This window comes from Candidatus Poriferisodalis sp., assembly GCF_965198245.1.
In the GTDB taxonomy this organism is placed as follows: domain Bacteria; phylum Actinomycetota; class Acidimicrobiia; order Acidimicrobiales; family Poriferisodalaceae; genus Poriferisodalis.
Window position 1 is genome coordinate 75,839 of sequence record NZ_OZ240249.1, and the last position, 19,382, is coordinate 95,220.

At 65.9% G+C, this 19,382-nt stretch carries 21 protein-coding genes and 1 tRNA gene; 9 read left to right on the top strand and 13 right to left on the bottom strand.

Annotated elements, in window-relative coordinates:
* Nucleotides 1-84 precede the first annotated feature (84 nt).
* The gene (locus ACOCMM_RS00445; protein ID WP_419551254.1) at nt 85-1,251 is read left to right on the top strand and encodes an ATP-binding protein; all 1,167 of its coding nucleotides are present in this window, start codon (nt 85-87) and stop codon (nt 1,249-1,251) included.
* 256 nt (nt 1,252-1,507) lie between these two features.
* On the opposite strand, the gene ACOCMM_RS00450 is transcribed toward ACOCMM_RS00445, so the two are convergent.
* Nucleotides 1,508-3,907, bottom strand: a complete 2,400-nt coding sequence (locus tag ACOCMM_RS00450; RefSeq protein WP_419551255.1) for a UvrD-helicase domain-containing protein — start codon at nt 3,905-3,907, stop codon at nt 1,508-1,510.
* Between the two features lie 21 nt (nt 3,908-3,928).
* On the opposite strand from ACOCMM_RS00450, the gene ACOCMM_RS00455 reads away from it, so the two are divergent.
* Nucleotides 3,929-4,177 carry a hypothetical protein gene (locus tag ACOCMM_RS00455; RefSeq protein ID WP_419551256.1) on the top strand — a complete coding sequence of 83 codons (249 nt, stop codon included), beginning with the start codon at nt 3,929-3,931 and terminating at the stop codon, nt 4,175-4,177.
* 288 nt (nt 4,178-4,465) lie between these two features.
* On the opposite strand, the gene ACOCMM_RS00460 is transcribed toward ACOCMM_RS00455, so the two are convergent.
* From ACOCMM_RS00460 to ACOCMM_RS00505, 10 genes are all read right to left on the bottom strand, one after another.
* Complete coding sequence (locus ACOCMM_RS00460) at nt 4,466-5,746, bottom strand: glutamate-1-semialdehyde 2,1-aminomutase (protein ID WP_419551257.1); 1,281 nt, start codon at nt 5,744-5,746, stop codon at nt 4,466-4,468.
* A 28-nt stretch (nt 5,747-5,774) separates the two neighbouring features.
* Nucleotides 5,775-6,563 (bottom strand): uroporphyrinogen-III synthase, encoded by a 789-nt coding sequence (locus ACOCMM_RS00465; protein ID WP_419551258.1) that lies wholly within the window; start codon nt 6,561-6,563, stop codon nt 5,775-5,777.
* On the bottom strand, nt 6,556-7,443 hold the full coding sequence (hemC, locus tag ACOCMM_RS00470; protein WP_419551259.1) for a hydroxymethylbilane synthase: 888 nt from the start codon (nt 7,441-7,443) through the stop codon (nt 6,556-6,558). Before hemC ends, ACOCMM_RS00465 begins: the two co-directional genes overlap by 8 nt.
* An 11-nt stretch (nt 7,444-7,454) precedes the next feature.
* Nucleotides 7,455-8,768, bottom strand: a complete 1,314-nt coding sequence (locus ACOCMM_RS00475) for a glutamyl-tRNA reductase (RefSeq protein ID WP_419551260.1) — start codon at nt 8,766-8,768, stop codon at nt 7,455-7,457.
* Nucleotides 8,769-8,908: 140 nt separating this feature from the next.
* A complete protein-coding gene (locus ACOCMM_RS00480) occupies nt 8,909-9,733 on the bottom strand; it encodes an SAM-dependent chlorinase/fluorinase (RefSeq protein WP_419551261.1) in 825 nt (274 codons plus the stop codon).
* A gap of 31 nt (nt 9,734-9,764) precedes the next feature.
* A complete protein-coding gene (gene proC, locus ACOCMM_RS00485) occupies nt 9,765-10,556 on the bottom strand; it encodes a pyrroline-5-carboxylate reductase (RefSeq protein WP_419551262.1) in 792 nt (263 codons plus the stop codon).
* Between the two features lie 229 nt (nt 10,557-10,785).
* On the bottom strand, nt 10,786-11,262 hold the full coding sequence (locus ACOCMM_RS00490; protein WP_419551263.1) for a YbjN domain-containing protein: 477 nt from the start codon (nt 11,260-11,262) through the stop codon (nt 10,786-10,788).
* Nucleotides 11,263-11,281: 19 nt separating this feature from the next.
* Nucleotides 11,282-12,601: a glycosyltransferase gene (locus ACOCMM_RS00495; protein ID WP_419551264.1), complete on the bottom strand. Its 1,320-nt coding sequence runs from the start codon at nt 12,599-12,601 to the stop codon at nt 11,282-11,284.
* Between the two features lie 87 nt (nt 12,602-12,688).
* Nucleotides 12,689-13,702 (bottom strand): hypothetical protein, encoded by a 1,014-nt coding sequence (locus ACOCMM_RS00500; protein WP_419551265.1) that lies wholly within the window; start codon nt 13,700-13,702, stop codon nt 12,689-12,691.
* Nucleotides 13,699-13,941 carry a MoaD/ThiS family protein gene (locus tag ACOCMM_RS00505; RefSeq protein ID WP_419551266.1) on the bottom strand — a complete coding sequence of 81 codons (243 nt, stop codon included), beginning with the start codon at nt 13,939-13,941 and terminating at the stop codon, nt 13,699-13,701. Before ACOCMM_RS00505 ends, ACOCMM_RS00500 begins: the two co-directional genes overlap by 4 nt.
* Nucleotides 13,942-13,992: 51 nt before the next feature.
* Here ACOCMM_RS00505 and ACOCMM_RS00510 point away from each other — a divergent pair, with 51 nt between their 5' ends.
* The gene (locus tag ACOCMM_RS00510; RefSeq protein WP_419551267.1) at nt 13,993-14,697 is read left to right on the top strand and encodes a histidine phosphatase family protein; all 705 of its coding nucleotides are present in this window, start codon (nt 13,993-13,995) and stop codon (nt 14,695-14,697) included.
* A 39-nt stretch (nt 14,698-14,736) separates the two neighbouring features.
* On the opposite strand, the gene ACOCMM_RS00515 is transcribed toward ACOCMM_RS00510, so the two are convergent.
* Nucleotides 14,737-14,919: a hypothetical protein gene (locus tag ACOCMM_RS00515; protein ID WP_419551268.1), complete on the bottom strand. Its 183-nt coding sequence runs from the start codon at nt 14,917-14,919 to the stop codon at nt 14,737-14,739.
* An 80-nt stretch (nt 14,920-14,999) separates the two neighbouring features.
* On the opposite strand from ACOCMM_RS00515, the gene ACOCMM_RS00520 reads away from it, so the two are divergent.
* The 3 genes from ACOCMM_RS00520 (at nt 15,000) to ACOCMM_RS00530 (ending at nt 15,908) form a co-directional block, all read left to right on the top strand.
* Nucleotides 15,000-15,072: transfer RNA gene (locus ACOCMM_RS00520), tRNA-Lys, on the top strand.
* 47 nt (nt 15,073-15,119) lie between these two features.
* Nucleotides 15,120-15,557 carry a dUTP diphosphatase gene (gene dut, locus ACOCMM_RS00525; protein ID WP_419551269.1) on the top strand — a complete coding sequence of 146 codons (438 nt, stop codon included), beginning with the start codon at nt 15,120-15,122 and terminating at the stop codon, nt 15,555-15,557.
* A 57-nt stretch (nt 15,558-15,614) separates the two neighbouring features.
* A complete protein-coding gene (locus ACOCMM_RS00530; RefSeq protein ID WP_419551270.1) occupies nt 15,615-15,908 on the top strand; it encodes a hypothetical protein in 294 nt (97 codons plus the stop codon).
* A gap of 81 nt (nt 15,909-15,989) precedes the next feature.
* On the opposite strand, the gene ACOCMM_RS00535 is transcribed toward ACOCMM_RS00530, so the two are convergent.
* Entirely contained in the window at nt 15,990-17,054 is a 1,065-nt protein-coding gene (locus ACOCMM_RS00535) for a potassium channel family protein (protein WP_419551271.1), read from the bottom strand.
* A 51-nt stretch (nt 17,055-17,105) separates the two neighbouring features.
* On the opposite strand from ACOCMM_RS00535, the gene orn reads away from it, so the two are divergent.
* The 3 genes from orn to ACOCMM_RS00550 all read left to right on the top strand — a co-directional run bounded on the left by orn (nt 17,106) and on the right by ACOCMM_RS00550 (nt 19,265).
* Nucleotides 17,106-17,708: an oligoribonuclease gene (orn, locus tag ACOCMM_RS00540; RefSeq protein WP_419551272.1), complete on the top strand. Its 603-nt coding sequence runs from the start codon at nt 17,106-17,108 to the stop codon at nt 17,706-17,708.
* Nucleotides 17,709-17,761: 53 nt separating this feature from the next.
* Nucleotides 17,762-18,850 carry an MBL fold metallo-hydrolase gene (locus ACOCMM_RS00545; protein ID WP_419551273.1) on the top strand — a complete coding sequence of 363 codons (1,089 nt, stop codon included), beginning with the start codon at nt 17,762-17,764 and terminating at the stop codon, nt 18,848-18,850.
* 169 nt (nt 18,851-19,019) lie between these two features.
* Entirely contained in the window at nt 19,020-19,265 is a 246-nt protein-coding gene (locus ACOCMM_RS00550) for a hypothetical protein (RefSeq protein ID WP_419551274.1), read from the top strand.
* Nucleotides 19,266-19,382 lie beyond the last annotated feature (117 nt).

Here is a 19,382-nt window from a genome sequence, read left to right on the forward strand (position 1 = left end):
TCGTCGTATGCACTGCCGCACGCATACGTACGGTCAGACATCGGTGAAATTGACGCTTTAGATTGTCATGATAATCTAAAGGCAATGTATGGGCGCAAGTTGACGCTGCCGCCGTCAGGCACCGAGACTTTTTTTCTGTGGGGACCTCGGCAGGCGGGAAAGAGCACCTTGCTGCGCCAGCAGTACCCCGATGGCGTGTGGGTGGATCTGCTCAAGGCCGACGACTTCCGCCGCTACGCAACCCGACCTGAGCGGCTGCGACAGGAACTGGAAGCGGCCGGCCCTCACGGCCCGGACCCGACCCGCCAGATTGTCATCGACGAAGTCCAGAAGGTGCCCGCGCTGCTCGACGAAGTGCATTGGCTCATCGAACGTCACGGGCTGCATTTCGCGCTATGCGGGTCAAGTGCACGAAGAGTGCGTCACGGTGCGGCGAACCTGCTCGGCGGGCGAGCGCTGCGCTATGAGCTCCGCGGCCTCACCTCCGGCGAACTCGGCGATGCGTTCAGCCTCGACCGGATGCTCAACCACGGGTATCTGCCGCGCATGTACGAATCGGAACGGCCCCACCGCCTGCTGGATGCCTACATCGCCGACTACCTGCGGCAGGAGATCGCCGCGGAGGGCCTCGTGCGCAATCTGCCGGCGTTCTCCGATTTCCTCGACGCCGCCGCCCTCAGCGACGGCGACCCTGTCAATTTCGCCAATATCGCCCGCGAATGCGGCGTTTCGGGGCCGACTGCCAAGGCCCACTTCGGCATCCTCACCGACACCCTGCTGGCCCGCTGGCTGCCGCGCTGGCGGCGACGGGCAAAGCGCCGTCTGGCCGGGGCGCCCAAGCTGTACTTCGAAGATGTCGGTGTCGTCAATCGGCTCGCCCGCCGCGGCACCGTCGAGCGGGGCTCCGACGCGTACGGCAAGGCGTTCGAGAACTGGGTGTTCCACGAGCTGTGCGCGATGACGGCGTACCACGAGACCGGCGAGGAGCTCAGCTACTGGCGGCTTCCCAGCGGCATCGAGGTGGATTTCATCGTGGGCGACATGCGCGTCGCGATCGAAGCCAAGGCCACCACCACTGTCACCACACGCCATCTTCGGGGGATGCGCACACTCGCCGAGGAGCATCCTGAGTTGAGTGCCCGAATGCTGGTCTGTCTCGAAGACCGGCCACGCCGCACCCATGACGGCATCGACATCATCCCCGCAGACCACTTCGCCCGCCGCGTCTGGCAAGAGGGCCTAGCGCAATAGCACCTGGGCGTCGCCGCCGTCGCAGCCAAGCTCTCCGCCCTCGTGAACGACGACGACATCCGCCATACGCGTTCGCTCACTGGCAGAGTCGGTGACCAACTGCTCGATGCAATCGTGGTCACCACTGGGCCCGAGGCGTATCTCGCCGAGACAGGATCGGTGTGGCACCCGCAACTCGTATGGCGCCGATTGTTGAAGCATCCGCTGTCGAGGATGTCGTACGCACCTCGTCCGCAACTGCCAAGTTGCCGGTGGGTTAGAAGGGGTCAGCTTGCGCTAGACTGGCAGCGTTGTCGTTGCCTTCGGATGGCCAGACGAGGTTGTTCTTGTCGTCGTACACTTCGATGCGCACGGAGCCGTTGTTCCATGGGGCCTTGGTGATCCAGTCCTCGTTGACTTCTTCCCTTGGCATCACGCGCCACCAATAGCGTCGGCTCCAGTCAGCGTGGTCGACGAAATTGAAGCCGTCGCGCTTGAGTTGGTCCTTCACGGGGAACGAGCCGAAGACTCGTACTTCACAACGGTCTGACGTTTCGCGCGCTATGGGCTCCAGCGCGTCGACGTCGAGTGTTGGGAAGCTGCACGCCTTTTGGACCATGTCGAGGAACGGGCTACGCTTAGCGTGCTGTGTGCAGATGATCAGTCGCTGTCTTGCTCGGCTGACTGCCACGTAGAAGAGGCGCAATTCGGCAGCTTCGATGGATGCCAGCGTGTCGCCGAAAATCTGGCCGAATATCCAATGTGGGTGGATGAGGGGATAGTGATTCGCGACTGCATCCAAGATGACCACCGAATCGCATTCGAGTCCTTTGTAGCTGTGGGCTGTGTCCACAATGATGTGATCACGCAGCTCCTCGATCATGGACTCTCGGAGCGCCACCTGGGCTGCTTTCGGTGTCCGGCCGGGGAGCGCATCGGGGTCCCGGGTCCGGTTCAGCAGCGCGACTTCGCCTTTTTGGGCAAGCCATTGCGCAATTCTCGCCACAGCGATCTCGTGCTCGTCAGCTCCCGAACTGCTACTGCGTTTACGCGCACGCAGAGCTTCACGTTCCAACGGCGTTGGGTCAAACTTGTCCAAGTTGCAAATTCCCACCAGTCCATCATCTTTGTTGACAGCTTCGGCGAGTTCGTCATCGTCGGCCAACAGAGCGTTCGAGGCGTTGACGATCTGCTTCTGCGAGCGATAATTCTGCGTGATCGACAAGTGCTGAGCATGGGGGAAATGCTCGTCGAAATTGTGGAAGTAGACGAGATCAGATCCTGCGAAGCCGTTGATCGCCTGCCAATCGTCTCCGACCGCGAAGACCGTCATGTCGGGATTTGCCTGGCGCATGGCAGACGTGAGCTCGTAGAACGATCGCGAGAAGTCTTGGTACTCATCGATATGCAGATGATCGATGTCCCTGATGTCGCCGGCATTTCCCTTGCGCTCGAACCGGGTCGTCCCGCCCTTGACCTTCTCCGCTGCCTTCAGCATGAGGCCGTTGAAGTCTTCCAACTCGTCACGTTCCAGCCGTGCCAAGTAAGCCGCATACACATGCCGTCCGATACGGTAGAACTTGATTTCGTAGTCTGATGCGTCCTCGTTCATCTTGCGCTGAATGGCATGCTGATCTAATTCCTCAAGGGACCATGCACGCTGTCGGCACCGCCCAACGAAATTGACCATGGCCTGAGTGAAGCTGTCGACCGCGCGATCGCGTACTGCTTTCCACAGCTCGTCTGCATCGAGGCGTCGGGGCTTCAGGCCGTGCTTTCGCAAATCATCGCACAAACGCTGGGCGAATCCCGCTTTGCCCAGCGCTTGCAGTTCGCTGGGACCGTACTCCAGCAGCGCACCCTTGAACTTGCCGGCCTTGACCGCATCGGCGAGCTTCTTCCAAGCAGCATCGTCGTCGCTGTGCGCCGAATCGGCGAACCTGATGTACAGATCCCGTTGTGGGTCGCGTGGAACGGAGAAATCGGCTCGCAGCCGCCGGCCGCCCCAGCGAATCGTTCCGTTGAACCAGTACGGCACGTCATGCTCGGTCAGCAGATTCGCTATGACTTTCTGACCAAAATTGCTGACCCGATCGCCCCTGAGCGTCTCATGCTGAAGAGAGTACCGATGATCGAGAAACTCGTTGCCAGACAGATGATAGCCGCCAGTCTCAATTCGAGACCAATCCGCCTTGAAGTGTTCAAGCATCAAGTCCCGGATTCGACCCGCAAAGCCTGGATCTCTCACATGTTCGTCGATTACCTGCTGAGTCACCTCGCTCAAATGCTGCTTGCCTTCATCCTTGTCATCAAACAACAGCTTTTCCGACGGATGTACCAGAGCGTACGCAAGGGCATGGAACGTCATCACATGGGGAATGTCATCGCCAAGCCACGCCCGCAAGCGCCTCTCCATCTCTGATGCCGCGCGACGATTGAATGCCAACAACATGATGCGATGTACCGGCACTCCGCAGTGCTTGTGCAGAAACAGCGCACGCGCAGTCAGTACCCGTGTCTTTCCGGAGCCAGCCCTCGCCGTCACCAGAACATTGCCGGTTACTGCACCGACAGCCGCTCCCTGCTCATTGTCCAGCGACAGACCATGGCTCCGCTCCGCCCAACGACTAACGAAGTTCGCCCTCTCGCGTCGATAGAACCGAGTAATGCGCGGCAACGACGACCAATTCTCGCTTACATGTTTATCGAATTCGAGAAAGTCATCGTGGACCCGTTTCTCGATTGTGCACTCCAGCGAACGAATATGGCCGTTGCTAGCACCACGAAGAGCGTCAAGCTTACCTCGCAATGTCCGAACCTCAGCCAGCCGTGCTGCTGCATCCTCGAACTCTCGCTGGCGTCGCTGTTGCCGCAGTCGTTCCTGCTCCTCTGCTTCTCGGCGTCTGGTCGCTTCCCGTCGGTGCCGTTCCTGCTGCTCTACCTCTAGTTTTTGCCTTCGCTCGTCATCGCTACGGAAATGTATCGATCTTCCTTGCAACACTTGACGGCTAAGTGACGGCAATGAAGCATACTCGGCGGGCGTGAGGTTTTGCTTTAGGTACCGACAGAAGCTACCAACTACACTCCCGATGATTAATCTTTCGAGATTGTGTATCACATGTTGCAGATATTCTTCTGCCTGCTCAGCTTGACCGGGCTTCCAATTCTGCCGAATGAACGACTCGAACTTGGACGCGGTTGATTCGAATGTGTCCATTTGCTTGCGATCCCAACCCTAGATTGGAGTAGCAGTAGCGGCGATGGCAGCCAAGGCTTCTTCGATGATGTCGGGGGTGTGGGCGAGGCTGACGAAGATCGCCTCGTAGGCACCAGGGGCGAACGCCACGCCGCGTGTCAGCAACTCGGCGTGGAGCCGTGCATAGGCCTGCTCGTCGGTGGTGCAAGCGTCGTCGTAGTCCGCCGGCACCCAGCCCGGTTCGGGCCCCGCGCCGCAGTAAAGACCGACGAGTGTGCCGACCTGGCACACCGCGGCATCGAAGCCAGCGTCGGCCAGCGCGTCGCGCGCGCCGTCGGCAAATCGGCTGGCCCGCGCTTCCAGCTCTGCATAGGCCGCCGGCGTGAGCTGTTCGAGAGCTGCCAGCCCCGCTGCAGTCGCCAATGGGTTCCCCGACAGTGTCCCTGCCTGGTACACGGGACCGGTCGGCGCCAGCGTTTCCATGATCTCGGTACGCGCGCCGAGCGCGCCGATGGGCAAGCCGCCGCCGATGACCTTGCCGAAGCACGAGATGTCGGGCGCGACCCCGTACCGCTCGGCCGCGCCGCCAGGGCCGAGACGGAATCCGGTGATGACCTCGTCGAAGATCAGCAGCGCGCCCGCCTCGTCGCAGGCCTGCCGCAGGCCCTCCAGGAAGCCTGGCGCCGGCGGCACCAGGCCCATGTTCGCTGCCACTGGCTCGACCACGACCGCAGCAATCTGCTCGTCGAGTGCGGGCACGACGTTGTATGGCGCAACCACCGTGTCGGCCACCGCGCTCGGCGGGACCCCGGCCGAGCCCGAAAGCCCGAGCGTGGCAACGCCACTCCCGCCTGCGGCCAGCAGCGAATCAGCGTGACCGTGGTAGCAGCCAGCGAACTTGACGATGCGGGACCGATCGGTGAATCCCCGTGCCAGCCGCACAGCGGTCATGGTGGCCTCGGTTCCGCTGCTGGTCAGCCGCACCTGTTCCACACCTGGGGCCGCGCTGGCGATGCGCTCGGCCAGCAACACCTCGCGCGCCGTGGGCGCTCCGTAGGCAGTGCCCTCCGCCGCGGCAGATGCCACCGCTTCGGTGACCGCCGGATCGGCATGGCCGAGAATGATCGCCCCGTAGGACTGCACGAAGTCGATGTACCGCCGACCCTCTGCATCGGTCACGTACGGCCCGCTGGCCGATGCCACGAAGTAGGGCGTGCCGCCGACGGACCCGAAGGCACGAACCGGTGAGTTGACGCCGCCCGGAATGACGCGCCGGGCCGCGTCGAACAACCCGGCGTTCGTTGGATGCGGGTCCGTCACGGCTCGCAGCGTAGGGGTGCCGGCGCACTCACGAGCTCGCCGGATGCTCACCAGCGCGCAGGGCCGCCGCGACTGCTTCGACGAGACCTTCGTTGGAGGGACGGCTGGCGACGGCCGCCACCGACAGACCGGATTCGACGCACGCAGCGGCCGTGGTATCGCCGATGCAGACCACCTTGCCGCGGACCCCTCGCTCGCCGATCTGGCTCAGATGGCCCCCCACCGCGGACGGCGAGGCGAAGATCACCGCATCTGCGGTGGCCACATCGGCAATGAGATGGTCCGACAGCGTCGGTGTGACCGTGCGGTACGCACTCACCGCCGTGACATTCCAGCCGCGGGCCGTCAAGCCGTCGACGAGTTCAGGGCGGGCCTGCGCGGAGTGCGGCACGAAGCACGCATCGCCCGGGCGTGGATCTCCGAAGGCCGCGGCAAGCCCGACTGCGTCGTTGCGGTCGGGCACAAGGTTGGCCGGACGGTCCAGCTCGGCCTCGATGCGCGCTGCCGTCGAGGGTCCGACCGCCGCGACGCGGACCCGTGCGAAGCGCTTCCGCACACCGCGACGATCGGCACGGGCGAGCGTTGCTGCGACCGCATTCGGTGACGTGAAAGCGACCCAGCTGAATTGCTCGAGCCTCAGCAGAGCGTCGTCGAGCGGCTGGCCGCCATCGAGCGGCGGCACCACCGCTATGGCTGGGGCAACCACCGGACGTGCGCCGTGACGGCGCAGGACTTCAACCAACCCGCTGGCCTGGTGCGACGCCCGCGTCACGACGACCGTGCGGTCGGCCAGCACGTCGAGACGCTTCTCAGTCACCGCTTGTCCCTGTCCGAGCGAGCAGCTCGCGTGCGAGCGCATCGCCGAGCGCCTCGCCGTCGAGGTCATTGCCAGAGGCGCGCGCAATCTCGGAGTGGTCGGGTGTTGCCAGCAGTGCCGTCATCTCGATGCTCCCGTCAGCGCCGGTGGTGGCGTAGGCCCCGGTGGGCAGCTCGCAACCACCGCCGAGCGTTCGCAGAAAGGAGCGTTCTGCATGCACGCAACGTGTTGTGATCTGGTCGATGATCCCCGCAACTGCGGCAGCGGTGGCAACGTCGCCGTCCCGATGCTCGATTGCGATGGCGCCCTGCCCGACTTGGGGAACGAGCTCATCGGGACTGAATCGCTGCGCAATGCGGTGTGACTCGCCGAGACGCTCCAGCGCCACTGCGGCAACGATCACGGCGTCGATGTCTGGATTTTCCGCGGCGGCGATGCGGCGGGCCATGTTCCCGCGCAGGCCGGCGAAACGCAGATCGGGCCGCAGCGCCGCCAGTTGGCACTCGCGTCGTTGTGATCCGGTCGCGACGACTCCCCCTCGGGGAATCGCGTCGAGAGCCAGACCCACGAGCGCATCGCGCACGTCGCCTCGGCCAAGACAGCCCGCCAGCGTCAAGCCCGGGGTCGGCTCTGAGCGCATGTCCTTCGCACTGTGCACCGCCACGTCGGCCCGTCCATCGAGCACCGCCGTCTGCACCTCGGTCACAAAGACACCCTGACCGGACATCTGCGAGATTGGTGTGGACAGATCCAGATCGCCGCTCGTCGAGACCGGCACCAGCTCGATGTCGGAAGGGGATGATCCGGCTGCCGTCAGCGCTGTCGCGACGGCGCGCGCCTGCCATAGTGCCAGCGGGCTCGATCGTGTCGCGATCCTCACGCGTTCAGGTTCTACAGATCGAACAGGTCGCGCACCGAGTCGGCGAGCCGGTCGCCCTTGGCCTTGCCCGCCGCAGACCGAAGGGCGACGGTGGGCTGATGCAGCAGCTTGTTGACGAGGGCCGTTGTCGCACGTTCGAGCGCTTCGCGAGCGTCGTCGTCGATTTCGGGGTGCGCGGCCAGCGCACGTTCGATTTCTCGCTGGCGCACCGCTTCTGCCTTGCCGCGCAGCGCTTCGATGAGCGGCGCCATCTCCCGGGCGGTGCGGTCCCCAGAGAATCGCTCCGTCTCGGCGGCCAGGATGGACTCGACCGCCGCCACCTCCGCTTGCCTGCCGATCTGGCCCGCGTCGGCGAAGCGTGACAGGTCGTCCATGTCGAGCAGGGTGACACCCGGAATGCGAGCCACGGCCGGGTCGACATCGCGTGGCACGGCAATGTCGACGATCAGCAGGGGGCGTCCGGCACGTCGCTCGATGACCTCTCCCACGCTGGCGTGGTCGACGATGACCGACGTCGCTCCGGTCGAGGTCAGCAGCAGATCGACCTCGACGAGGGCGTCTTCGAGGTTCCCGAGCGGCAGATGGTGACCGCCGACACGCGCGGCCAGGGACTCGGCGTGCGACGAGGTTCGATTTGCCACCTGCACCGCGGCCGGGCCCGCGGCCGCGACGGCAACGATCATGCCCTCGGCCATCTCGCCCGCACCCACGACGAGCACCCGGCAGCCCTCGAGCGTGCCGAGGTACTCGATGGCCATGCTGACCGCTGCGTGACTGACCGAAGCGGTGCCCCGTGCGATCCCGGTCTCGGTGCGTGCGCGCTTGCCGGCGCTGATGCCGTGACGGAACAGCTGGTTGAGCACCGTGCCTGCGGTGCCCTCAGCACGCGCCGTGTCCCACGCAGTGCGCACCTGACCCAAGATCTCGTGCTCGCCGAGCACCGCCGATTCCAAGCCGCTGGCCACACGGAAGAGGTGCCGCGCTGCGTCGTCGTCGTAGAGGACATAGAGATGGTCGGACAGCTCGGCGGGCGCCGCGCCCGACAGCGTGCAGAAGAAGTCGCGCAGTTCGCCGAAGGCCGCATGGAACTTCTCGGCAACGACGTAGGCCTCGGTGCGGTTGCAGGTGGACACCACAACGGCTTCGCTGACATTGGGGCAGCCGGCGAGATCACCAAGTCGTTTCGGCACGTCGGCGGTGGCAACCGTGCACCGCTCCAACAATTCGAGAGGTGCGCTGCGGTGGCTCACGCCCATGACAACGATGGACACGAGGACTACCCCGGGGTCGGGAATGCGGCCTGCACAGTCTCGCCGATCAGACACCCCGTTTCCACGCGATCGGGCAAATGTCGCGTAAGAAATATGGATTTGAAGCGCTCAGGCAAAGAAAAAGACCAACCGGATCGTGGCCGTGAGCAGGATGAGTGCAGCGAGCATGGCCAGCACGAGGGCGGTGCGGGGTCTCATGTCACCCTCCGCAGACGCACTTCGGTTCCCACATCGAAGCCGAGATGGTGTGCGCTCCCGCCCGCGACGGTGAGCTCGAGCAGGCCGTAGGGATCATCCGACAGTGCAAGGCTGCCCGTGCCTGCGGTGCCCGGCTCAGCCAGCTCGACCGATTGGGAGTTGGCCGCCGCCGAAACCCCGACGCTGGCGCTGGCAATCCATTCCGCGACGAGCTGCTGGCCGAGGGGTGCCAGCGTGTCGCGGTCCACGTTGAGCTGCACCGTGCCCCAGCGCGTCACCGCGAGGACCTCTGCGGCCACCGAGCCGTCGTCGGAGATGCGTGGCACGGCAACCAGCGAGGGCAGCAACGACGCCGGGTCGACCGGTGATCCCAGCGCCTCGATGGGCTCCCCTGCTGCGAGCCGGCCCGCTGCGGGTGCAAGCACGTCACGGGCCGGGTGCAGCACCGCTTGGTGGTCCGCGTCGCCGTCGTCGGAGATCCGGACCGCTGCGTCCGCGCCGCCCACCGCTGCAGTGGCTGCAGCCAGCACGCCATTGTCAGGGCCGACCAGCATCGACTGACCGCCGCCGACCGATACCGCTATTGCGGGTCGGTCCAGTCGCCGACCCACCGATGCCAGCACAACGCCCGGGGCGAGATGCTGCACGCTGCGCACCAGCATCAGCGCTGCCGTGCGCGTGTCGCCCGGGTCGATCTTGTGGCACAGGTCGATGACAGCCGCGTGAGGCGCGGCCTGGCGCAGGATCGAATGGATGACGCCCACCGACTCGTCTGCGGTACCCAGATCGCTCAGGCAGGTGACGGTGTCGAAGCCCGTCATCTCAACTCGCCGGTCCTCGTTCGGCCTTCGATCACGCTTTGCCGAGTTCGGCCGACCGGCGGGTCGCCGCCTCGACGGCCGCAGCAAACGCGGCCCGTACGCCATGGCGTTCCAGTTCGCGGAGCCCGGCCGCGGTCGTGCCGCCAGGCGAGGTCACGTCGGCCCGCAGGTCGGCAGGCGAACGCCCTTCGGCCAGCAACGTCGCGGCGCCCAGCAAGGTCTGGTTGGCCAGCTCGGTCGCCACCGGGCGGGTCAGGCCCATGAGCACGCCCGCTTCGATCATCGCCTCGACGACAAGGAACACGTACGCCGGACCGGAGCCAGACAGGCCAGTGACGGCGTCCATCAAGTGCTCGGAAACTCGCACGACGCTGCCCACAGAGCCGAGGATCTCGCTGGCCCATGCGAAGTCCGCATCGGTTGCCTGGTCGTTTCCGCAGATTGCCGCCGCACCTTGCGACACCAGCGCAGGCGTATTGGGCATCGCACGCACGATGGGAGTGCCGCTGCCAGCAGCATTGCCCAGTGACCTCAGAGTGACCCCGGCGGCAATCGAGAGGATGCGGTCGGTGCCGACGGCAGTGACGGCACCCGCGACAGCCGGGATCACGTCGGGTTTCGTCGCCAGAATGACGCCGGCAGAAGCCACGACGTCGTCCGAGGTCGACACGCCGTAGCGGCCCGCCAGTTCCTCCCGGCGAGCCGAGATCGCTTCGGCTACGCAGATTGTCTCAGCGCTGCGACCGGCCGCGAGCAGTCCGCCGAGCAGCGCCTCGCCCATCTTGCCGCCGCCCACGATGAGCAGTTCGACCACCTCAGCCATGCGGTCACGGTACCGGACCGCATCAGAACCTCTTCCGCCGAGGCTTCCGATGTCGTCACCGTCAAGTGTCGGGCTCGGGCAAGCCTCGGGATCTCGCGAGGCGACTGAACGCACCGTGCCGGGGCACTCGCCGTGAGTGGGGCACTTCCCTGCATGCCTGCTGGCGAATGCCCCGGCAAGCACTGAATCAATCAGAAGACAATGAAAGTCGTCAAATGAATTTCGGGATCTACTTCTGGAAGCCCAGGCGAAGCAGCGTCGTGAAATCGCGCTCGATGTACGCCCAGAGCGATCCGACGATCCGATCCAATTCGTCCTCGTCGACGCAATGCGTCGGCAGCTCACCCGTCAGGTACAGCGCATCTTCGGGGCCGATGCCGTACTGGGCGCCCACAAGCGCGTAATTGCGGCGCAGGACGAAGTCGGCCACCTGGTCTGGTCGCTGCGGAGGAGCTGGGAGCACGTAGGACTCGTAGGCCAACGTGCGTTGACGCAGCGTCAGCCAAATGGCAATCACGTCGCGGGACTCCCCGGCCAGGCGCATGTACCAGCGGCGCGGCACTGCATCGTCCCGGGTCACGTCAATCAACATGGGGCGCTCGTCGGGAGTGCCTTCGGCCTGTGAGCGAGCCCACTGCGCCAGCCAGGCATCCATGCGAGCTTCGAGCTGATCAAGTTCGGCGTCGGTGGCCGGGCAACGGGTCATGAGTTGGTGCCCGGATGACTCACACGCAGGCAACGAGTTCGCGGCGCGCCGCGGTGTCAAGTGCTTCGAGAGCCGCAGTCGCGCTCGCGCGCCAGCTGAAGCGTTCCGCGCGGCGAGAGCCGGCATCGCCGAGGTGCAGCGCCAGCAGCGGATCGGTGAGGATATCGGTGACCCGGCGGGCGTACGCGTCGGCGTCACGGCCGGCGATGAGATACCCGGTCTGGCTCTCGACGACGTTGTCGCGCAGGCCGCCCACATCGGACGCGACCACGGGTGTCCCGCAGGCAGCGGCCTCGAGCGCAACCAGGCCGAACGATTCCGAGCGGCTCGGCACCAGGCACACATCGGCTGCTCGGTAGTAGGTCGACAGCAGGTGATGCGGGAGCGGCTCGACGAACCGCACATGGTCAGCGACCGACAGATCGTCAGCCATGGCCCTCAACCGAGCCAGCGTGGACTCGCCTTGCGGACCGCTGGGTCCTCCCACGATGACCAGCTGGGCCTGGGCTCCTTCGGAAGAAGCGACTCTTGTGGCTGCAAGGGTCTCAACGGCCAGTTCGGCGCCCTTGAGCGGCTGGAGACGGCCGACGAACAAGAGCACCGGTCCGGGCGGAAGCCCGATCGCCGCCCGCGCCGCGTGGCGCTGACCGGGCGCGAACATGGCCCTGTTTACGCCGGGGGTCAGCACATGGACCCGTTCAAACGGAACGTCGTACAGCGACTGCAGCTGGCTGGCCTCGGCGTCTCCCGAGGTGAACACGGCGTCGGCACAGTCGATGATGCGCTGTTCCGCATCGCCGCGGTGGCGCGGTTCGGCATCACCGGTGCTCGTCTTGACGCGCCCCAATGTGTGAAAGGTGACCGCGAGGGGCACGTCGAGGCGATGCTTCAATTCGTGTCCCGCCATGCCACTCAGCCAGTAGTGCGCGTGGATGGCGTCGACCGGTCGACGAACGAGATGCTCGGCGATTTGGTCAACAAACGTTGCGACCACCGCTGGCAGGTCGTCCTTGTCGAGCGAGGGAGCGCCAGCATCGACATGGGTGACGCGCACACCGGGTTCCACATCCACCGCATCGGGCTGTGACGGATCGGTGCGCCGGGTGTAGATGTCACACTCGACGCCGAGATGCGCCAACGCCGCGGTGAGTTCACGCACGTAGACGTTCAAACCGCCGCCATCGCCGCTGCCGGGTTGGTGCAACGGCGAGGTGTGCATGCACAGCACCGCTACCGATGAGACGCGTCCAGGTTCGCGAGATGCCCGCCGATCCGGGGCATCGCTGCGGGGTAGCCGAGTCGCCGGATACCCGGAATCGTCCGATGCGGTGGGGGCCACAGCTGACAACGCTACGCAGATCGCCCGTCCAGCACGAACGGGTCGGCAGTGTCAGCGGTCTCGCCCGGTTCGCGCCGATTCGAATGCTCAGATGGCAAGCAGACCCAGCCCCCACATCCAAACCAGCGCGGTCACGCTCAGCGAATCGATCCTGCGCACTGCCCACTCCCCACTCAGTCGCAGCCACGCCCGTTCACGCGCTCGGGGGCGCTGGCCTGCTCGGGAATCGGCCGGTGCTTGGTTCGCGGAGTTCGGCGAATCCGCCAGCCGGCGCCGCGGCCGCGCCGCGAAGGCCGTCATGGGCCGGGCTACGGCGGGTCCGATCGCCAGTGTCAGCGCGGCAAGCACACCGAACTCGATGACGTCAGAGGGTGCGAACGGCGGCACGCTCAGACCGGTCAGCGCAAAGATGGTGATCACGGCTGCGACCAGTCCCACAAACGGGCCCCGCACTCCCGGTGGCCGCCCCGCCGCTGTGAGGTGAGCGCCCGCGTCGTAGGCAGCTGCAGCAGTTACCAGCACCAGGGTCGCACCGAGCGAGTACCGAGCAATCGCTGCCGAGCACGCGGCGGCGACCCCGACGTGCATCCAGGTGCGAATCAACAGCCCTGCACGAGCCAGAACAGCCGGTGGCAGTGCATGTTCTCTGGCGGTCGCGCCGGCGCTGCCGCGGCTGGCTCGCAACGCCCCGACCACGATGAAGCTGGCAATGACCGCCGCTCCGAGCACCGCGCCCGCGAGCCGCGTGTCGAGGACGCCCGCGAATCCAACTGCACCAGCGAGCGCGGCAGCCGGCAATCGATGGTTCACCTCGAGCGTGGCCGGCGCGGCAGGTGTGTCATCGCCGTGCGGCTGGGACATTGCGTCGGCGCGGCCGCGAACGCTCGCTGCTTGCCAGCCACCAAGCACGGCAATCGCCGTCATGAACAGCCCAAACGTCAACGCCCCTGCCCAGATGGCTGCCACTTGCGCGGCGTACCACAGGATTCCCGCACCGATACTGGCGTCACGTAAGGCCGCTGCGGGACCGATCCACAGCACGGCTGCCGGGATGTGCGCCGGTGCTCGGGGAGGCGTCGCCACCGTGCCGCCGCCGCTCAACCGCCCGACACCGGCGGCAGAACGGCGATCTCGTCGCCGGCGCTGAGACGCGACTCGGGATCTGCAGGTTCGCCGTTCAGCCAGACGCGGCTGGCGGCCAATACGGCGCTGAAACCTTCGCCGAAGTTCGCCTTGGCCCAGTCGAGCGCGTCGGCGACCGATGACGCCTCGGTCTGGGTGCTGCCGACGCCGGCCGCCTCGCGTGCCCCCGCAAAAAAGCGGATCGTCACCGTCGGCATCGCCGCGATGCTACCGATCGTCTCTCTGACGGCCCGCTACGGTCAGGCGCCGTGACACAGCATTCAGAGTTGCTGGCGGTGCGCCATGGCCAGTCCGAGTGGAATCTGCGCGGCCGCTGGCAGGGGCAGGCCGACCCACCTCTGACAGGTCTCGGAGAACGGCAAGCGGAGATTGCCGCCGACGCCCTGGCAACAGCGCTCGCAGCTGCGGACGACAGTTGGCGCACCCCCGTGATGGGTGGTCGCGACCTGCACACCGGTCGAGGGGCCTTCGATCTGCCGACATTCGACCTCATCGTGTCCAGCGACCTGCAGCGGGCACGCCGGACCGCCGAGATCATCGCGAAGCAGCTCGGCGTCAGCGACGTCGTGGCAAACGAATCATTGCGTGAGCGCAGCGCGGGTCCCTGGGAGGGCCTCACCCGGGCCGAGATCGACGAGGGCTGGCCGGGCGACGTCGCTGCCCGGCGGTGGCCGCCCGGTTTCGAGTCAGAAGACAGCATTGCCCGACGTCTGCTGCCGACGCTGCAGCGACACCTGTCGGTCTGCGGCCGGGTGCTGCTCGTCGGACACGCCGGCGTGCTCAAGACCATCGATGCCCGCGTCGGTCTCGGCGACGAGCGGGTGCCGAACCTGGCAGGACGATGGTTCTGGCTTGACGGAGCCGCTGCAGATGCGAAGTGGTCGTGGGATCAGCTCGAGCCCCGCAACAGAGTCGAGCTGGTGTCCTCCGACGTCGACCTCATGATCGAGTAGCTGCGCCCATTTGCTTCGGCCCGCGCTCGCGATCTGTCGTCAGCGCTCAACAAGCCAGGCCGTTGCAGCTGCGGGGTCGACATCGGCGTCCGCCAGCAGGCCCAAGGTCCGTTCAGCTCGTGCCAGGTCGTCCTCCATGGCGTCGAGCTCAGCGTCGTTCAGCAGCTCCGACCCCGTCGGCGAAGTTTGCGCAGAGACCAGTGGAGACGACTCTTCGGGCACCGACGTCAGGCTAGAGCGAGAATCCTCGCCAGTAGCCTCGACACGAGTGCCGGAGCGCCGCATCGGTGCCTGCGGACGTCGGGCCGCTAGCTCATCGGGTAGAGCAGGGGACTTTTAATCCCAAGGTGCCGGGTTCGAGCCCCGGGCGGCCTACCGCAACGACCACGGCAGTAGCTGGAGCCTCACCTACAGTGCTCGCCGTGGTGGCTGTGCCGATACGACGCCTCGACCCGGACCTTCCGTTGCCGGCCTATGCGAAGCCGGGTGACGCGGGATGCGACCTGCTTGCCGCTGAGACGGTCACGCTCGCCCCGGGCGGGGGCCGGGCCATGGTCCCGACGGGCATTGCCGTGGCGATCCCGCCCGGTTATGCGGGTTTCGTGCAGCCCCGAAGCGGGCTGGCGTTGCGGCACGGGGTCACATGCGTGAACTCGCCCGGCCTGATCGACAGCGGCTACCGCGATGAGCTGCGCGTGTTGCTGCTGAATACCGATCCCACCGAGCCGTACGAGATCCAGCGCGGCGATCGGATCGCGCAGCTAGTCATCCAGCGCATCGAGAGGGCCGAATGGGACGAGGTGGACGCACTCGACGAGACCGAGCGGGGTCTCGGAGGCTTCGGACACTCGGGACGCTGAAGCTACCCGCGGTCCCTGCCGTCATGACCGTCACACCCCCTCAGTAGTCATGACGCCATGACGACGAAGCCACCGACGCAGCCGCCGCTCACGCTGTTCGATGTCTCGCAGTTCGAGTTCGAGGTCGATCCCGACACGAAGACACCGACTCGTCACGCGGCACGGGGGCCGCACGCCCGTGTGTTCGCCTCCGCGATTGCCACCAGGAGTATCGCTGTCGATGCCGATGCGGCGAAGGCCCGGCGGCGGCGCGCTCGGGCACGGCTTGCGAAGCGTCGCTACCTCGCAGACAGCGAGAGCTACGAGCGCATCGAGCAGGCCCGCCGGGGGCTGCACCTCGTGGCCGATTGAGCCAAGCCGATTGAGCCAGCATCGTTTGCCGAGCGCGCTGGGCCGGGTGCTTGGAAGGTCGATGCGCGGCCGACGTGACCGTCAGGCGCCTGGCGGCGATTCGTTCTCAAACAACGCAAGCGCCAAGCTGAGCTGCTCGTCCGTGCCCAGCACGACAAGCTCGTCGTTCACCGCGAGCTGATGGCCACCTTGGGGGTTGGTGAGCCAGCGGCCGCCACGATGGAGTGCCAGCATGCCGCAGCCCGTGCGCTGGCTCAGCTGGAGTTCTGACAGGGGCCGGCCCACGAAGCGGCTGCCCTCGGGAATTCGGTGCTCGAGCAGACGTACGTCCTGGTCGGTCCGGCGGAGGACTTCTTCGAAGTAACCGGCCACGCCAGGTCGCAAGGCGATCGCGGCCATGCGCGAACCGCCAATCTGGTGCGGGTTGATCACGCGGTTCGCTCCTGCCTGGTGCAGCTTCGGCACCGCACCCGCCGAGTTCGCCCGGGCCACGATGAACAGCCCCGGGCACAGCGACCGGGCACTCAGAGCAACGTAGAGATTGTCGACGTCGGAATCGAGCGCCAGCACCATCGACTTAGCGCGCTCGATGCCCGCGTCACGCAGGATGCGATCGTTCGTGGCATCGCCGAGTACGAGAAAGCGACCCTCATCGCTGATGTCGGGATCCCGGTCGATGACCACGACTTCTGTGCCGCCGTCGTCCATAGCCGCAGCAATTGCCCGGCCTACTTGGCCATAGCCGCAGATGACCGAATGACTGGAGAGATTGTCGATGGAGCGCTGCATGCGCCGCCTCCTGAACTGGTCGTCGAGCCGTCCCTCGAACAGCATCTCGATGACGACACCAATCGTGTACAGCGAGGTGCCGGTGCCGAGCAGGATGAGGCCGATCGTGAACAGCTGGTACCGGCCGCCCACGTTTTCGGGGTCGCCGTAGCCGACCGTCGAGATCGTGATGACCGTCTGGTAGAGCGCGTCCAGCACGTCGAGCCCCAGCAACACATAGCCCGTCGTGCCGGCCACCAAGATGATGAAGAGGACAGCGAGGCCTGCAAGGAGCCGCTCGCTGGGCTCAAGACCGGACGACGTGAGCCGTCGCCCCGGGCTCCGGCGCGACAGTCTCGTGCGAGACAGGCCCTTCATCACCTGCACGCTAGAACGGCCAGCACCCTCCGTCGTGCCTACGATGCAGCCGTGCTGGTCTGGCTAGACCTCGAGATGACCGGGCTGGATCATCGCCGCCATCGCATCGTGGAGATCGCGACGGTCATCACCGATGACTCGCTCACCGTCGTTGCCGCGGGCCCGTCGCTGGTGATCGGAGCGCCGCAGGCAGATGTGGACGCGATGGACCCTGAGGTGCACAAGATGCACACGGCCACCGGGCTGCTCGATGAGATCGGGGCTTCGCAGCTCACCGTGGCCGAAGCGCAAGAACGCACACTCGCGTTCGTGACCGAGCACGTTCCCGAGCCCCGCACAGCGCCGCTGTGCGGCAACTCGATCGGGACCGACCGCCGCTTCTTGGACCAGTACATGCCGACGCTGGAAGAGCACCTGCACTATCGGGTCATCGACGTGTCGTCGGTCAAGGAGCTCGCCAAGCGCTGGCGGCCTGAGGTCGCCGAGGCGTGGGCCGATCTGAGCAGGTCCCGTGCCGGCACCACCAAGCATCGGGCCCTCGACGATGTGCTTGAGAGCATTGACGAGCTTCGCTTCTACCGCGAGCAGTGGCTGATGTCGGACGTGACCGAGCCTGCCGCCGGATCAGTTGCCGGACCTGACACCGGGCCCTGACCCAGAATCGAACGCTCGTTAGAAGGTTCGAGGGGTTCGCTAGCCTGCAGCCCGTGTCGCGCCCCACCCGCGAGGAGCAGCTGCCGCCCGACGGCAAAATCACTGAGGTCGCACCGGACGTACGCCGGCTGCAGCTGCCCATGACGATGCCGGGCCTCGGGCACGTCAACTGCTACATCCTCGACGACGACCGCGGTGCCGCCCTCGTCGATCCGGGTCTGCCCGGTCCGGCGAACTGGAAGGCACTGATGGCAGGGCTGGCCCAAGCCGAAGTTCCGCCCGAGAGAGTCCACTCGATCATCGTCACCCACAGCCACCCGGACCACTTCGGAGCAGCGGGGCGTTTCGCTCGCGAGTTCGGCGCGGACCTGGTGACCCATCGACGGTTCCGGCTGTGGTGGGACACGGCCGATGAGGACGAAGAAGCGCTCGAAGCGGTGTCGTCCGACGGCGAGAACAACGAACTTGTCGCCGACCCGGTGTACAGCGGTCGCGATACCGGTCCGGGCGGACCCACGCCTTGGGGCGGTCAGCACTACAAGATGCCGCTGGGCGCCAAGGTCGGGTACTTCGCGATGCGCAACGGCTGGGGCGGTCGCTGGTTCGCCACGCCGCATCCCACCCATCGCGTGGAGGACGCCGACCGCATCAAGCTGGCGCGGCGCGAATTCGTAACGATCCACACGCCCGGGCACACCATCGACCATCTGTGCCTGTTCGATCCTGAGGGTGGGCTGATGATCTGCGGCGACCATGTGCTGCCGACGATCACACCACACATCTCAGGCATCACGACGGCGCGTGATCCGCTGAAGGATTTCTTCTCCAGCCTCGATCGAGTCGCCACCTTCGACGGCGTCACGATCGGCTTGCCGGCTCACGGCCAGCCCTTCACTGATCTCGCGGGTCGCGTTGACGACATCAAGCGCCACCACAACGAGCGCCTGGACCTGCTTCGCTCCTCATCTGACCGGCTCGGACGTGCGCCCGTGCAGGACTTCATGAAGCAGCTGTTCAAGGAGCGCTCGTGGGGTCCTATGGCCGAGTCAGAGACGTTCGCCCACCTCGAGCACCTCCGCTACATCGGCGAAGTCAACGTTTCCCGCCGGCCCGACGACGTCCTCGAATACGAGTTCAGCTGAGCGCCCGCGCACGGCGAAGCCCCGCTCCGCGCGGGCAGTCTTGCGCCACGGGCCAAAAATAACTTGACACGACCCGCAGCGAAGTGGTGCTCTTGGCGGCGCTGCGGCGTATCGTCGGGTGACCGCAGCTGATCACCTGCCCCGACCTTTGGCTCGATTGGATCTCCGGATGTCCGACTTCGGCACCTACAGCACGGCGCGTGCCTGCAACGGCTGCGTACGGGTGCCTGCACTCGGCGCGCGCTGCGGCCAGCAGCCCGTCATGTGGTGCCGCGAGCGCGGCATGGCCATCTGCGGCCGCACTGCGACGGGCCCCATGCCGACGGTGTTCCGGCACGCCGTGCGCGTTTTCGGTACCCACCCGACGCCACCCATCAAGCGCCACCGCCTGCGGCCTTCGGAGTGTCTGATGTAGTCCACTGAGACACCAGAACTCTCCGAACGGCCGCCGGGACAACCCGGCGGCCGTTCTGCGTTCTCGGCGCAAGCGCGAAGACCACCACACCAAGCCGGCATCACAGAGGAGCACACA